The sequence below is a fragment of the Amycolatopsis endophytica genome (assembly GCF_013410405.1).
Taxonomy (GTDB): domain Bacteria; phylum Actinomycetota; class Actinomycetes; order Mycobacteriales; family Pseudonocardiaceae; genus Amycolatopsis_E; species Amycolatopsis_E endophytica.
The window spans coordinates 1,530,983-1,543,859 of sequence record NZ_JACCFK010000001.1; the positions used below are offsets into that span (position 1 = coordinate 1,530,983).

Annotated in this window: 12 protein-coding genes and 1 tRNA gene; 7 read left to right on the top strand and 6 right to left on the bottom strand. The window is 69.9% G+C overall.

Going from position 1 to position 12,877, the window contains the following annotated elements; translation table 11 throughout:
- The first annotated feature begins 25 nt into the window (after positions 1-25).
- From HNR02_RS07645 to HNR02_RS07655, 3 genes are all read left to right on the top strand, one after another.
- Positions 26-1,987 carry an IniB N-terminal domain-containing protein gene (locus HNR02_RS07645; protein WP_179772477.1) on the top strand — a complete coding sequence of 654 codons (1,962 nt, stop codon included), beginning with the start codon at positions 26-28 and terminating at the stop codon, positions 1,985-1,987.
- Between the two features lie 109 nt (positions 1,988-2,096).
- Positions 2,097-3,890, top strand: a complete 1,794-nt coding sequence (locus HNR02_RS07650; RefSeq protein WP_179772478.1) for a dynamin family protein — start codon at positions 2,097-2,099, stop codon at positions 3,888-3,890.
- Positions 3,887-5,134 carry a P-loop NTPase family protein gene (locus HNR02_RS07655; RefSeq protein ID WP_179772479.1) on the top strand — a complete coding sequence of 416 codons (1,248 nt, stop codon included), beginning with the start codon at positions 3,887-3,889 and terminating at the stop codon, positions 5,132-5,134. The genes HNR02_RS07650 and HNR02_RS07655 overlap by 4 nt, the downstream gene beginning before the upstream one ends.
- A gap of 40 nt (positions 5,135-5,174) precedes the next feature.
- On the opposite strand, the gene HNR02_RS07660 is transcribed toward HNR02_RS07655, so the two are convergent.
- The 3 genes from HNR02_RS07660 to HNR02_RS07670 form a co-directional block, all read right to left on the bottom strand.
- Positions 5,175-5,381, bottom strand: coding sequence for a hypothetical protein (locus tag HNR02_RS07660; RefSeq protein WP_179772480.1), 207 nt, complete (start codon positions 5,379-5,381; stop codon positions 5,175-5,177).
- On the bottom strand, positions 5,381-6,565 hold the full coding sequence (locus tag HNR02_RS07665; protein ID WP_312860936.1) for an aKG-HExxH-type peptide beta-hydroxylase: 1,185 nt from the start codon (positions 6,563-6,565) through the stop codon (positions 5,381-5,383). The genes HNR02_RS07660 and HNR02_RS07665 overlap by 1 nt, the downstream gene beginning before the upstream one ends.
- Before the next feature lie 198 nt (positions 6,566-6,763).
- Positions 6,764-6,922 carry a hypothetical protein gene (locus HNR02_RS07670; protein ID WP_179772481.1) on the bottom strand — a complete coding sequence of 53 codons (159 nt, stop codon included), beginning with the start codon at positions 6,920-6,922 and terminating at the stop codon, positions 6,764-6,766.
- A 197-nt stretch (positions 6,923-7,119) separates the two neighbouring features.
- On the opposite strand from HNR02_RS07670, the gene HNR02_RS07675 reads away from it, so the two are divergent.
- The 3 genes from HNR02_RS07675 to HNR02_RS07685 all read left to right on the top strand — a co-directional run bounded on the left by HNR02_RS07675 (position 7,120) and on the right by HNR02_RS07685 (position 9,918).
- Positions 7,120-7,893 (top strand): FadR/GntR family transcriptional regulator, encoded by a 774-nt coding sequence (locus HNR02_RS07675; RefSeq protein ID WP_179772482.1) that lies wholly within the window; start codon positions 7,120-7,122, stop codon positions 7,891-7,893.
- 76 nt (positions 7,894-7,969) lie between these two features.
- Positions 7,970-9,145 carry a hypothetical protein gene (locus HNR02_RS07680; protein WP_312860937.1) on the top strand — a complete coding sequence of 392 codons (1,176 nt, stop codon included), beginning with the start codon at positions 7,970-7,972 and terminating at the stop codon, positions 9,143-9,145.
- 377 nt (positions 9,146-9,522) lie between these two features.
- Positions 9,523-9,918, top strand: a complete 396-nt coding sequence (locus HNR02_RS07685; RefSeq protein WP_179772483.1) for a hypothetical protein — start codon at positions 9,523-9,525, stop codon at positions 9,916-9,918.
- 164 nt (positions 9,919-10,082) lie between these two features.
- On the opposite strand, the gene HNR02_RS07690 is transcribed toward HNR02_RS07685, so the two are convergent.
- Together HNR02_RS07690 and HNR02_RS07695 are read right to left on the bottom strand one after the other, a co-directional pair.
- Positions 10,083-10,167: transfer RNA gene (locus HNR02_RS07690), tRNA-Ser, on the bottom strand.
- A gap of 20 nt (positions 10,168-10,187) precedes the next feature.
- Positions 10,188-10,652 (bottom strand): MarR family winged helix-turn-helix transcriptional regulator, encoded by a 465-nt coding sequence (locus HNR02_RS07695; protein WP_179772484.1) that lies wholly within the window; start codon positions 10,650-10,652, stop codon positions 10,188-10,190.
- Positions 10,653-11,125: 473 nt separating this feature from the next.
- Between HNR02_RS07695 and ypfJ the strand changes: the two genes are divergently transcribed.
- Positions 11,126-12,037 carry a KPN_02809 family neutral zinc metallopeptidase gene (gene ypfJ, locus HNR02_RS07700; protein ID WP_179772485.1) on the top strand — a complete coding sequence of 304 codons (912 nt, stop codon included), beginning with the start codon at positions 11,126-11,128 and terminating at the stop codon, positions 12,035-12,037.
- 454 nt (positions 12,038-12,491) lie between these two features.
- Here the strand turns inward: ypfJ and HNR02_RS07705 are convergent, their stop codons facing one another.
- Positions 12,492-12,797: a PA domain-containing protein gene (locus HNR02_RS07705; protein WP_179772486.1), complete on the bottom strand. Its 306-nt coding sequence runs from the start codon at positions 12,795-12,797 to the stop codon at positions 12,492-12,494.
- Positions 12,798-12,877 lie beyond the last annotated feature (80 nt).

Sequence of the window (12,877 nt, forward strand, 5' to 3'; positions counted from 1 at the left end):
CCCCCCGAGACCCGCGGAGATCTTCTTGTCTCTCCCCGCCCAGAACCTGCACGAGTTCGTGCTGAACCTGCTGAACGACGAGGCTGCCCGGTCCGCGTTCGCCGCCGACCCGACCAGCGCGCTCGCCGTCGCCGGCTTGAGCGACGTGACGCCGCAGGACGTTCAGGAGGTGGCCCCGCTGGTCGCCGACTACGCGCCCGCTCCCGTGGCCGACGCCCTGTCCGCGCTGCCGCTGGACACCGACGTGACCGACCTGCAGGGCGCCATCGCCCAGCTGCAGGCCGTGGCCGGCGTCGCCGACAGCCTGCCCGTCGCCACCGACGCGCTGCCGCTGGACGCACTGCCCCTGGATGCACTGCCCACGGACGTCCCGGCCCGCGCCGACCTGCCGATCGGCGACCTGCCGGTCGACACCTCGGCCCTGCCGCTCGCCTCCGAGCTGCTGGGCGGCCCGACCGCGCACGTCCTGCCCGACCTGGGCGAGCTGCCCGTCGCGCTGCCCGAGCTGGGCGACCTGCCGCTGGAGGTCCCCGCCACCGACGCGCTGCCGCTGGACGCGCTCCCCACCGACGTCCCGGCCCGCGCCGACCTGCCGATCGGCGACCTGCCGGTCGACGCGCTGCCGGTCGACGTCCCGGTGGACGAGCTGCCGGTCGAGCTGCCCCTCGACGCGCCCGAGCCCGGTGAGGTCCCCGAGCTGCCGCTCTCCATGCCCGAGGTGGACGGCCTCGACGGCGCGCTGCCCGGTCTCCCGGTGCAGCTGCCCGCCCTCGGCGAGCTGCCGTCGCTGCCGACCGTCGGCACCGAGCGCGCCGACGTGCCGAGCGAGCTGACCGCCCTGCCCGTCGACACGAGCGCCCTGCCGCTGGACACCAGCGCGCTGCCGCTCGACACCAGCGCTCTGCCCGGCACCGACGGCCTGACCGGTGTCGTCGGCTCCCTCGGCCTGAACGACGTGCCGGACACCGGAATCCTGCCCGTGGACTTCGACGGTCTGGGCGAGCTGCCGGTCGAGGCGCCGAACCTCGGCGACGAGCCGTTCACCGCGCCCGACCTGGACGTTCCGGCCGTGGGCCGCATCGACACCGAGAGCGAAGGCTCCGCGGACGGCTACGCCGGCACCCTCACCTACGAGGGCGAGATGGCCGAGGGTGCCGCCGCGGTCGCCGCCGCGCGGGACGGCGCGGCTGCTGCCGGCACCGCCGCCACCCCGGCCGGTTCCGTCCTGGGCAGCGCCGCCGGCAGCACCGAGGGCGTCACCGGTGGTCTCGCGGCCGCCAACGACCACGTCGCGTTCCAGTCGGGCATCACCGCCGAGGACGACGCCGTTCTCGCGGGCGCCCGCACCGACTCGGCGCTGGGCACCTACACCGTCGGCTTCGACGGGCTGCCCGCCGACGTCCCGAGCTTCGACGAGGCCGGTGACCTGGCCGGTTCGCTCGACTCGGACGTCCTCGGCCGCTCCGAGCCCGCCGCCGCCGGCCCGATCGCGGACTACGTCTCGATCGGCGGTGACCTGGTGGGCAGCAAGATCGCCCAGACCTCGGCCACCCTCGGCGAGTACCTGACCCAGGGCAACACCGAGCTGGGCTCGGCCGTGTCCGACGCCGGCGTGCAGACGGGCACCACGGTGTCCGACGGCGGTCACCTGGCCGCGGAGCTGGGTGCGGACCTGCCCGCCGCTCCCGGTGTGCCCTCGGTCCTGCCCGCCGACGTCCCGGCCGAGATCCCGGCCGAGGTGCCCGCGGACCTGCCGGTGCACGGCCACGCGGACCTGCCGCAGTCGCTGCCGCACCTGCCGGTCGCGAACCCGCTGCCCGAGGTCACCGAGCACGTCGAGCACGCGCTGGGCACCGACCCGGTCAAGGAGGTCGTGTCCGTGACCGACAGCCCGCTGACCGACGCGATCGGCCCGCTCAACCACGCGCCGCTGCCCGAGGCCGCCGACCTCGGCAACCTTCCCGGGGACCTTCCCCTCGGTCACTGACCGGTAGCCGCAACGGCGCGGCTACCACTCACCGATGAAGCGGCGGGGTTCGTCTCAGAACGGACCCCGCCGCTTCACGTTTTGGTCACGACACGGCACACTCCACCGCGTGATGGCACCGCCCTGGCTCGACGTACTGGACGAAACCGCCCAGGTTTGCGCCACCCAACGGCGTCCGGACCTCGTGGACCGGATCCGCAGGCGCAGAGCGCAGCTGCTCGACGAGAAGCTGCGGGTCGTCGTCATCGGCGAGAGCGGGCAGGGCAAGAGCCAGCTGGTGAACGCGCTGGTCAACGCGCCGGTGTGCGCGGTGGGCGAGGACGCGACGACCACTGTTCCCGCCGTCGTGGCGCACGCCGAGAGTCCCACCGCCACCGTCGTGACGGCCGGTGCGCGGGCGATCGAAGGTCCGGCGCCCCGGCAGGTCGCGGTCGAGTCGGTCACCAGTGCGGCCAACCGGGCCGCGGTCGCGGTGAGCGGTCAGCCGGTCGTGCGCGCGGAGGTCGGCCTGCCGCGCGCCCTGCTGTCGGACGGGCTCGCGCTGGTCGACACACCCGCCACGGCGGCGATCGAGACCGTCGACTCGGCCGACGCCGTGCTGATGACCACCGACGCGACCAGTGAGATGTCGACGTCGGAGATCCAGCTGCTCGAACAGGTCGTCCGGCTGTGCCCGACGGTGCTGGTGGTGCTCACCAAGATCGACCTGGTGCCGGGCTGGCGTGCGGTGGCTCGGCGCAACCGCATGCGGCTCGACCAGCGCGGTCTGATGGCGTCGCTCATCCCCGTGTCCGCGGCGCTGAGGCTGGCCGCGGCCCGCAGCGGCGACCAGGCGCTGAACGCCGAGTCCGGGTTCGGCGAGCTGGTCCGGTGCCTGCACCGCGATCTGCCCGGCCAGGCGGATCTGCTCGCCCGCCGGTCGGTCGCGGCGCTGAGCACGACCATGGTCGAGGCGCTGCAGCACTCGCTGCACGAGGAGTTCGCGGCGACGCAACAGGCGGACAACGGCGACACCGTCGCGCGCTGGCACGCCGCCGGGCGCCGCCTGGAGAAGCTGCAGCGTGACGCGAACCGCTGGCAGACCCTGCTGTCCGACGAGGTGTCCGACCTGATCTCGGACGTCGAGTTCGACCTGCGCGATCGCACCCGCAAGATTCTCACCGAGGTCGACGAGTACTTCGAGGCAGCCGATCCGGCGAAGACGTGGGGCGAGTTCGAGGAGTGGTTGCGGGAGAACCTGACCACGGTCGCCGAGACGAACTCCGAATGGCTGCTCGACCGGTTCGAGTGGATCGCCCGCAAGATCGCGCGGCAGGTCGCCCCGCATCGCGAGGACGCGTTCCCGGATGCACTGGCGCGCGAGGTGCCCGGTGACGCGGTCGGCGACCTGCGGATGCCGCGCGTGGAACGGTTCGGCGTCGGACAGAAGCTGTTCGTCGGCATGCGCGGGTCCTACAGCGGTCTGCTGATGTTCGGTCTCGCGACGACGATCGCCGGCCTGCCGCTGATCAACCCGATCTCGCTCGGCGCCGGTGCCGCCTTCGGCGCGAAGAGCGTGTTCGAGGAGCGCGGCAACCGTCTCAAGCGGCGCCAGCACACCGCCAAGACCGCGGCACATCGCTACGTCGACGACTTCTTCCTGCGCTACGGCAAGCACAGCAAGGACACCGCGCGGCAGATCCACCGCGCGCTGCGCGACCGTCTCAACGGGATCGCCGACGAACTACGCGGTGAGATCACCGCGACGGCGAAGACGTACAAGCAGGCCATCGACGACGACACGACGCGGCGGACGGTGCGGGCCAACGAGATCCGGCGGATGATGGACGAACTGAACGTCCTGCGGCGCCGCGCGCAGGCACTGGCCGCGCAGCTGCCCGCCCAGCGGGGGATCACCGCGTGAGCCTGGCCCCGAGGACGCGGGCGCTGCTGGCGGAGGCCGTCGACGTCTACCAGGACAGCCCGCGCGCGACGAGCTGGCTGCAGCGCCAGCTGACCCGGTTCGACGATCCGCTGCGGCTCGCGGTGGTGGGCCCGCGCGGATCGGGGCGGTCGACGCTGGTCACCGCGCTCGCCGGAGAGCCGGGGCAGGGCGAGATGACGTGGTTGCGGACCTCGCCCGGGCGGTCACAGGACGAGCTGATGGTGATGGACACGCCCGCGATCGACGGCGGCGCGGCGCCCAGCACCATCGAGGGGATCTGCATGGACGCCGACGCCGTGCTGCACCTCGTGCGACGTCCGTCCGAGGCGAACCTCGAATTCCTGCACACGCTGCAGGACCATCCCGTTGCCCGCGCGACGGCCGTGAACGCGCTCGTCGTGCTGTCGCGGGCGGACGAACTGGGCGGCGGCCGGGTCGACGCGGTCATCTCGGCCCGCCAGGTCGCGCGCCGGTACCGGGTGGCGCCGGACGTGCGTGGCCTGTGCCAGGACGTCGTCCCGGTGGCCGGGCTGCTCGCCGCGGCGGGACGCACCCTGACGGAACCGGAGTTCGAGACGTTGCGGACGCTGGCCGCGGTGTCGCGAACCGAACTGGAGCCCCGGATGCTCTCCACGGACCGGTTCGTGGCCGAGGAGTTTCCCGCCCCGGTCACCGCCGCCGACCGCGCGGCTCTGCTCGGCCGCTTCGGCCTGTTCGGCGTGCGGCTGGCACTGACACTCATCCGACGCGACGCGGACACGCTGCCCGCGCTGGCCGGGCAGCTGGTGCCCCGCAGCGGATTGGCGGACCTCCGCGACGCGATCGACGGCTGCTTCGTGGCGCGACGGGACGTGTTGAAGGCCCGCTCCGCGTTGATCGGGCTGGAAGTGGTGCTGCGCATGGAACCGCGCCCGGCCGCGGCACCTCTGGCGGCGGAGCTGGAACGGTTGCTGGCCGGCGCCCACGATTTCCGGGAGCTGCGGCTGGTGGCCGCGCTGCGAACCGGGCGGACGCATTTTCCGGCGGAACTGAAGACTGACGCGCTGCGGTTGGTCGGCGCTTCGGGAACCTCACGGGCCGAGCGGCTGGGCACCGAACCGGTCCTGCTCGCCGTGCGGCGATGGCGCGACCAGGCGGAGAACCCGGAGTTGAGCGCTGGGGAGCGTCAAGCCGCGGCAGTCGTGGTGCGCAGCTGCGAAGCGATGGCGAACGGCACGATCTGACGAGGCTGTGGGCTCGCCTGGATTGACGAGCCCGGCCGTTTCAGGCGTCGGTGGAGTCGGCGGGCTTGAGGTAGGCGGTGCCACCGGTCGGCATGCGGCGGAAGAAATCCACCCGGGTGATCGGCTGACCATGAGGTTGACGGGCGAGGCCCGGATTCGGGGAGAGATTCCCGTTCTCCGGGCGGGGCACCATCGTTTCACCGGGCCGGCTGTCCTGGCTCCGGCGAGGGTCCCACTGGACTGACATCAGTTTCCTTCCGAGGTGAATGATCCGTCCGAAGAGGACAGTACTCCGCCTGCCGGTGCGGCACGAACCAAGGTCGCGTCCACCAGCCCACCGAGCACTGCCGACAGTTCGGCTCCGATCTCCGACAGGGATAACCCGAAAGGGGCCTCCCTAAGCCGGATCGTGAGTTCGGCGGCCTTCCCGTCCAGCCAGTGCAGTTCCGGGGTGTCGCCGGGACGGCCGACGAGCACCCGGCCGGTGGCCTCCATCCGGGTCATCCGCACCAGCGGATCCAGCACGTAGCGGCCCGCCTGCACCGGACGGGTGACGGGAGTGGGTTCTTCGGGTCCATTCCCATCACACAACAAGGTGTGCAGAAGCCACTGGGCGTCGATTTCCAGCGTGTCTTCTTCACCGGCGAGCCAGGTGCCGATTTCGGTGGCGCGCTCGCGTGCGTGGGAAAGCAGCGAATCCGGGCCCAGTTCCGCGGTTTCGCCGCGTCGCGCGACGTCTCCGGCGAACTGGGCCAGGCAGGAATAGGCGTGGAACGCGGCCAGGACCTGCTCCACCGGCCAGACCCCGGACGACCAGGACGGGCGGAAGACCCGGCCCTCCGCGATGTCGGCGCCGAGGAACGGCCGCGTGATCGCGAAGTCGAACAGTTTCTGGTGGGCGCCCTCGTGGATGATCGCCTCGGCGACGTCGTAGGGCGAGGCCGGACGGTCGATCAGGACGAGGCCGGGGAACAGCCGCGACGAGGCCGAAACCAGCCCGCCGGAGGTCGCCGGATCGAGGACCACGAGCAGGCTGACGTGGGCGAGCAGGTCGTCGGCCAGCGCGGGGCTGACCTCGCGCACCTTGTCCACCCCCGCCGCGACCGTGGCCAGTGCTTCGTCGTCACCGGTCAGCAACCGCGGCGGCGCACCGGCGGACCGGCTCTGCGCGTGGATGATCCGCAGAGCTTCGGCCAGCAGATCGTGCGCACCGGCGCCGGTGGCGACCGCGAGCGTCGACGATCCGGCTGGCACCGCGGTCGTGACACCACCGAGGTCGTCGTCAGCCGCGACGAAGGGAAGACGGCCGGCCAGCGCCTCGCCGATCCGGAACCGGAACAGGGGGTTGTCGAGCTGTTCCGCCGGAATCCGCTCGTGGCCGGGCTGGAGCAGGTCGAGAGCCATCCGGTACAGCGCGCGACGTTCTTCCACGACCGCATGGGCAGGGGCCAATGCGGCATGCACGGCGGTGGCATCCGGCCAGGCAGGTCTGGAATGCATCCGAACGCGGCTTCTTCCGCTGAGGAGGGAACAGCCTTGGACCGCGCGAGAGTACAACTCGGCCGCAAGCCCCCCACATCGGGGGCGGCTGTCAGACAACAGACGCTCGCCGCCCCCGCGATCTCGCTCTTAAGCGCCGGTGCCGAGGAACGAGACGATCTGAACGAAACCCAGAACCGCCAGAACGAAGCCGGCCGTCACCGTCATGACGATGACGGTCCGCCACCCGATGATGGTCACTCCGAGCGCGACCAAGAAAATCACAGCGAACACAGTCTCCGAGGTCATTGCGACACCTCCTCACTGGCCGAGGCGGCCGTCGGGCCAGGTGGGCCCGCCCGCTCACCCGAATTCGGCGACTTCAGGATCTCCTGGCTGTCGGTTGTCTGTCAAGGAACTCCATATGACAGACAACTTGCGTCTGGCATCAGCTTGCCTTACTCTTCTCGGAAGCTCGGGGATCCCAAGAGCTTGAGAGGTCGACGATGGATGACGAGAGCTGGGCTCTCTCACCGAACACCCGCAAACCGCTGCCCGAACTGATCGAGGACAAGATCAGGTCGCTCATCAGGGGCGGCAGGTTCAAGGCCGGCGACCGGCTGCCGACGGAACCGGAACTGGCCCAGCGCATGGCGGTGGCACGCAGTTCGCTGCGCACCGCGCTGCAGCGGCTTCAGCTGCAGGGTGTCGTCGAGGTGATGCGGGGCCGCGGCTGGTACGTCCGGTCGACGGACCTGTCCGAACAGGACGAGCCGCTGGTGTTCGACCGGCGCGTAGGTGACGCCGACCTGATGGAGGTCCGGATCGCCCTGGAAACGACCGCGGCCAGCCTGGCCGCGACGCGTGCGACCCAGGGCGAACTCGACGACATCGCGAAACTGGCGAAGCTGCACCAGTCCGCGTCGATCGCCGACAAGGACGAGCTGCTGCAGTCCGACGAGGACTTCCACGCCGCGGTCGTGCGCGCGAGCCACAACGAACTGCTGGACCAGCTCTACCGGTCGCTCGTACCCCAGCTGCGCGGGCACCGGCGCAACAGCTACGGCAGCTCGGAGGTGCACGTCCGGTCCGCGAACGACCACAACCAGGTCACATGGTTCCTCAAGCGCCGCGACGAGGGCGGCGCCCGCGCGGCCATGGCCACCCACCTGCTCGGCCTGTACAACGACCTCGCCGCGCAGACCGGGACGCCTCCCGGCGAACGCGCGACGCTCACCACCTACGCGCTGGAGGACGAGCCGCACTGGCACCGGGAGTGAATTAAGCCTATCGGCCGCTTTCGCCGCCGCAGCCCCTCCGACGATCATGGGTTCTCGCGAACCGGGCGGAGAGGCTGTGACAGCTGCGGAAAAACAGCGGCCTGGGGCCGGTGCGCGTCCCAAGCCCCGTCCGGGCGTCGTCCGCGTCGCCGTCGCGTTCGTGGTCGCCGGAGTGGCCGCCCTGCTCACGGTCGTGTCGTGGCAGGCCGCGCCCGGATGGCCCACCGCGGTCCACGACGTGCTGGAGGCGGCGTTCCCCCTGGTCATCGTGGTGGGTTGCGGGATCGGCGGCTACGAGTTGTTCGTGCACCCGTGGCTGGTGACCGAGCTGGCGCGGATCTCCGGGCCGCGGATCGTCGAGGCGCTGCTCCCCCAGCAGGTCATGGAAACCTTCCTGCACTCGATCTACGGCGACAACGACGCGAACCGCGAGGTGGTGACCGGTGTCCTGGGCGGGGAGGGACTGCGCCCGCTCGGCGGTGACCTGACGATCAGCACGCACACCGGGGTGACGTTCGAGCTGAGCGCGGTGGACCACGACATCTACCACCTGACGACCGCGGCCACGTACAGCTTCAAGAAGAACGTGCCGGTCGACCGGTTCATCATCTTCGCCACCTGCAACGCGCTGTTGCGGGACTCGATCAGCGCGGGCTGTCAGCTGCCGCTGTTCGAGACGTGGTTCGTGCCGGACAGCTCGCTGTTCGAAAGTTCGGTCGAAGACATGCTCCCGTCCGTGCGCATCAGCATCGACTACCTCGACCACCTGGGACGGCACCAGGTCGCGGCGTCCGGGAAGGTGGAGCTGCGGGAGGTCAAGTACCAGCAGTGGGCCGACTACCTGACCTTCTTCCGCACCAACCTGGGCCACCTGCCCCGCCAGAACACCCTCGACTACCTGTCCGACCTGCGCATCTTCGAATGCGACCTGTCCGACATCGCGGGCGACGACCATTCCGTCAGCGCGATCGAACGCCTCTCCCTGCGAGCGACGGCGCTGCAACGCATCGACGACGGATACTGCTACTGGCAGGCGTCCTACCCCTGCTACGTGGAACGCATTTCGATGTCCACGAAGGGCCTGGACATCGACGGCGGCGGCGCCTACGAATTCCGGGTGGTGCCGTTCACGTTCCGCTCGAACACGGCTTCCGCGCGGTGGCTGAGACCGGAGGAGTTGAGCGAACTGGACGTGCGGTCCTGGCTGCTGCCGGGCCACGGGGTGGCGCTGCTCTGGCGACCGGCGAAATGAATCCGTGCCGCGTGGAGCACCGGGTGGTTGAACCACGATCAATTTCGTGCCGTTCACCCCAATCCCCAGGAGCGACACCCATGCGCCCTCACCCTCGACCAGGTGATAGAAGGACTTCCCGCATCGGACGCCCGTGAGCTCGCGCGCGCTTACCGCCACGGAGAGCGCGGTGGCGGACCCGCTGCGCAACACTCGGAACGGAGGAAACGACGGCTCTCCGGTTCGTCGCGGCTTGTTGCGCGGCGGGATTGCTCGAACCCCTCGACGCGACTGAACACATGCGGGGATGGGTGACAACAGTTGCGGGGAACGCGTTGGCCAACGCATCCCTCACCAAACCGATCACGAGGAGCACCGCCGAGCGTCTACTGCGCGGCGTGATCGACCGCGCCGCGAGCTACAACGCCGATCCAGACAGAATTCTCGCGGTTACTCGACTCGACGTCTTCGGCAGCTACCTGGATCCCGAGAAGGACCGGCTCGGCGATCTCGATCTGGGCATCGAGATCGTGCGCCGCTTCGACAGCGATTCTTGGACAGAGATGTCACTGGCATACACAGCAAAATCGGGCAGAACCTTCAACCGGTACACAGATAGACTCTTCTGGCCACTGCACGAGTTGCTCCGATACCTGAAGAACCGCAGCTCAGCAATCGGCTTCACCGACGAAGACCTGGCACTCCTCACCACGTGTCACGAGCGCATCTACGACATCCGAAAAGACCCCACGACGATCCAACCTCCGCCGGAGGCGACAGTCCAGCGGTTGTGACGCGCGACTACGCCCCAGAGCCCCGGCGCGTAGTCGCCCGTCATGTTCTGCACCTTGATGTCGAAATGTCACCAAGCGAGCGCGCTGGAAGCGCTGTGCTCGCCCGGTGACGTACTCGGGCGAGTACGTGAGGGGCCGGATCCGCGCTGGCCAGGCCCCTTCGGCGGAAGCGGAGGGATTTGAACCCCCGGTCGGTTGCCCGACGCTCGCTTTCAAGGCGAGTGCATTCGGCCGCTCTGCCACGCTTCCCTGGGGCTCAGGGTAGCGGCTCAGCCCGGCAGGCCGTCGAGGTGTTCGAGCACCCGGGAGAACGCCTTCGCGAGCACCGCCTGCTCGTCGGGGGTCATCAGGTCGATCAGGTGGGTTCGCACACCGTCGACGTGCGTGGGGGCGGCTTCCTTCAGCAGGGCTTCGCCGCCGGGGGTCAGCTCGGCCACCACACCGCGCTTGTCGTCCGGGTCGGGGGCGCGCCGGGCCAGGCCCGCCGCCTCCATGCGCCCGATCTGGTGCGACAGGCGACTCTTCGTGGAACCCATGGTGGTCGCCAGTTCCGACATCCGCATCCGGTTCTCCGGCGCCATTTCGAGGCACACCAGCACCTCGTAGTCGGTGAGCGAAATGTCGTGCGCGGCGGCCAGTTCGCGGTGCAGCCGCTGGCGGAGCCGCAGCGTGGCGACGACGTAGGACCGCCAAGCCGACATCTCCGTGTCCGTCAGCCAGCGCACTTCACTCATGTACCGAACAGTAGCCCCGGGACACGATTACCAACCAATGAGGGACGGCGCCTCGGTTGAGGATTCGCGGCGTCGGGCGCACACTGAGGGCAACGGCGGATCGGTCACCGGTCCGGGGACGCGCTACCCGGGCGTGGCCCGTCGAGCCGTCCGCCGGGAGAGGGCCAGGTGGTTCAATGACGAGAAGTTCCTCGCGGTTGACTACCGGATACAGCTGTGGACCCACAGCCGGGATGCGGTGAACCCAGTCCGGCTGTGACTGTGAGCAGCACGGGTTTCCATCTCGATGCGCCTCGACCATCGCTTGCGCACGACGGCGACTTCGAGCCTGCTTCGATGCGGTCCTCCGTGTCCGCACGGCAGAGCCACTCGCCGGCCCGCGAGGTGGCCAACCGCTGACTACAATTGACAACCTCGGTAACCCTGGGTGCGGACTTCCGGTCCGCACCCAGGCTTGTGTGAGGGAGTTCGGGTTGAGGTTTGACGAAGGCGCCGGCCTGGACACGTCCGAGGTCGACGACCTCCGCGGCAGCGGTGGCGGCGTCGGCGGGCGGGTCGCCCTCGGCGGTGGCGGGCTGGGGGTCGTCGGCGTGATCATCTACTTCGTGCTCTCCCAGATCGGCGGGGTCGACCCGAGCAACGCGGGCGGCCTGGGACAACTCGGCTCCGGCGAGCAGGTCAGCAACGGCTCGCTCGCGCAGGAGTGCCGCACCGGCGCGGACGCCAACTCCAACCACGACTGCGCGATCGTCGCGATCGTGAACTCGATCCAGGACTACTGGAGCGACCAGTTCGCCCGCTCCGGCCGCACCTACCGGACCGCGCAGACGAACTTCTTCAGCGGCGGGGTGCGCACCGGCTGCGGCGGCGCGACCTCCGACGTCGGCCCGTTCTACTGCCCGGCCGACTCCGAGGTCTACATCGATTTGTCGTTCTACGACGAGTTGCGGACGCGGTTCGGCGCGGAGGGCGGAACTTTCGCCGAGGCGTACGTGCTCGCGCACGAGTACGGGCACCACGTGCAGAACCAGCTGGGGACCTCGCGCCGCGTGGGCAACGAGACGGGGCCTGCTTCCGGCTCCGTCAGGCTCGAACTGCAGGCCGACTGCTATGCCGGTGTGTGGGCCAACCACGCGACGACCACGCCGTCCTCGACCGGACGGCCGCTCATCACCGAAGTGACACAGGACGACATCGACCGGGCTCTGGATACCGCGTCCCGCATCGGAGACGACTACATCCAGTCCAACCTCGGCGGCGGTCAGGTCGACGAATCCCAGTTCACGCACGGGACTTCGGCTCAGCGGGAGCGGTGGTTCACGACCGGCTTCTCGACCGGGGATCCCGCTCGATGCGACACGTTCGGTACCAACAACTTGGGTTGATCCCGAGTGCGGTGGCCACCGCACGAGCGGGTTCTTCGCGCGGTGGTCGGTGGTGCCCGCGCGAGTGGGAACTTGGTGTGGGTGCCGGTGGCGGCTGCGCGAGTGGGAACCTCGTGTGGGAGCCCGTTGCGCCTGCACGAGCGGGAACCTCGTGTGGATGCCAGTCACAGGGCTCCATGGATGGGAATCTCATGCGGGAGCCAGTGGTACCCGCACGAGCGGCAACCTGCCGTGGGCGCCAGCCGCGGCTGCACGACTGGGAATCTCGCGCGGCAGCCAGCCACACCCGCACGAGCGGGAACCTCGCGCGGCAGCCAGCCACACCCGCACGAGCGGGAACCTCACGCGGCAGCCAGCCACACCCGCACGAGCGGCAACCTGCCGTGGGCGCCAGTGGTAACTGTGCGAGTGGGAATCTTGTGGGGCAGACAGCGGTGCTGATACGCACCGAAATCTACGGGGCAGTCAATGGCACCCATGCGAAAGGGAACCTCGTCGAACTGACGCCAACCGGCAGCCGCTGGGTGGCAGCCTTCTGCCCGAATGAACAGGAACCGCGCCGCACCACCGCGATCTTGCCCGCCACATCGGCGAAGTCCGACGCCACACCACCCAGCGCCGGCACCACCGCCAGCGGGGCCGTGGCCCCGCCCTTCGATGTCGAATACACCATGACGGTGATCGGCACCCCGGCCGCGCCGACCGTCAGCTTCTCCTCGATCGTCTCCGTGAACACGAGCGGGAACTCCCGCCGCGTCACGGCATAACCCGCGGCGTTCAGCTTCCCGGCGATGTCGTCCGCCGGGGCGGCCTGGCCCTCGGTGCCCGCGGCGCGGCCGG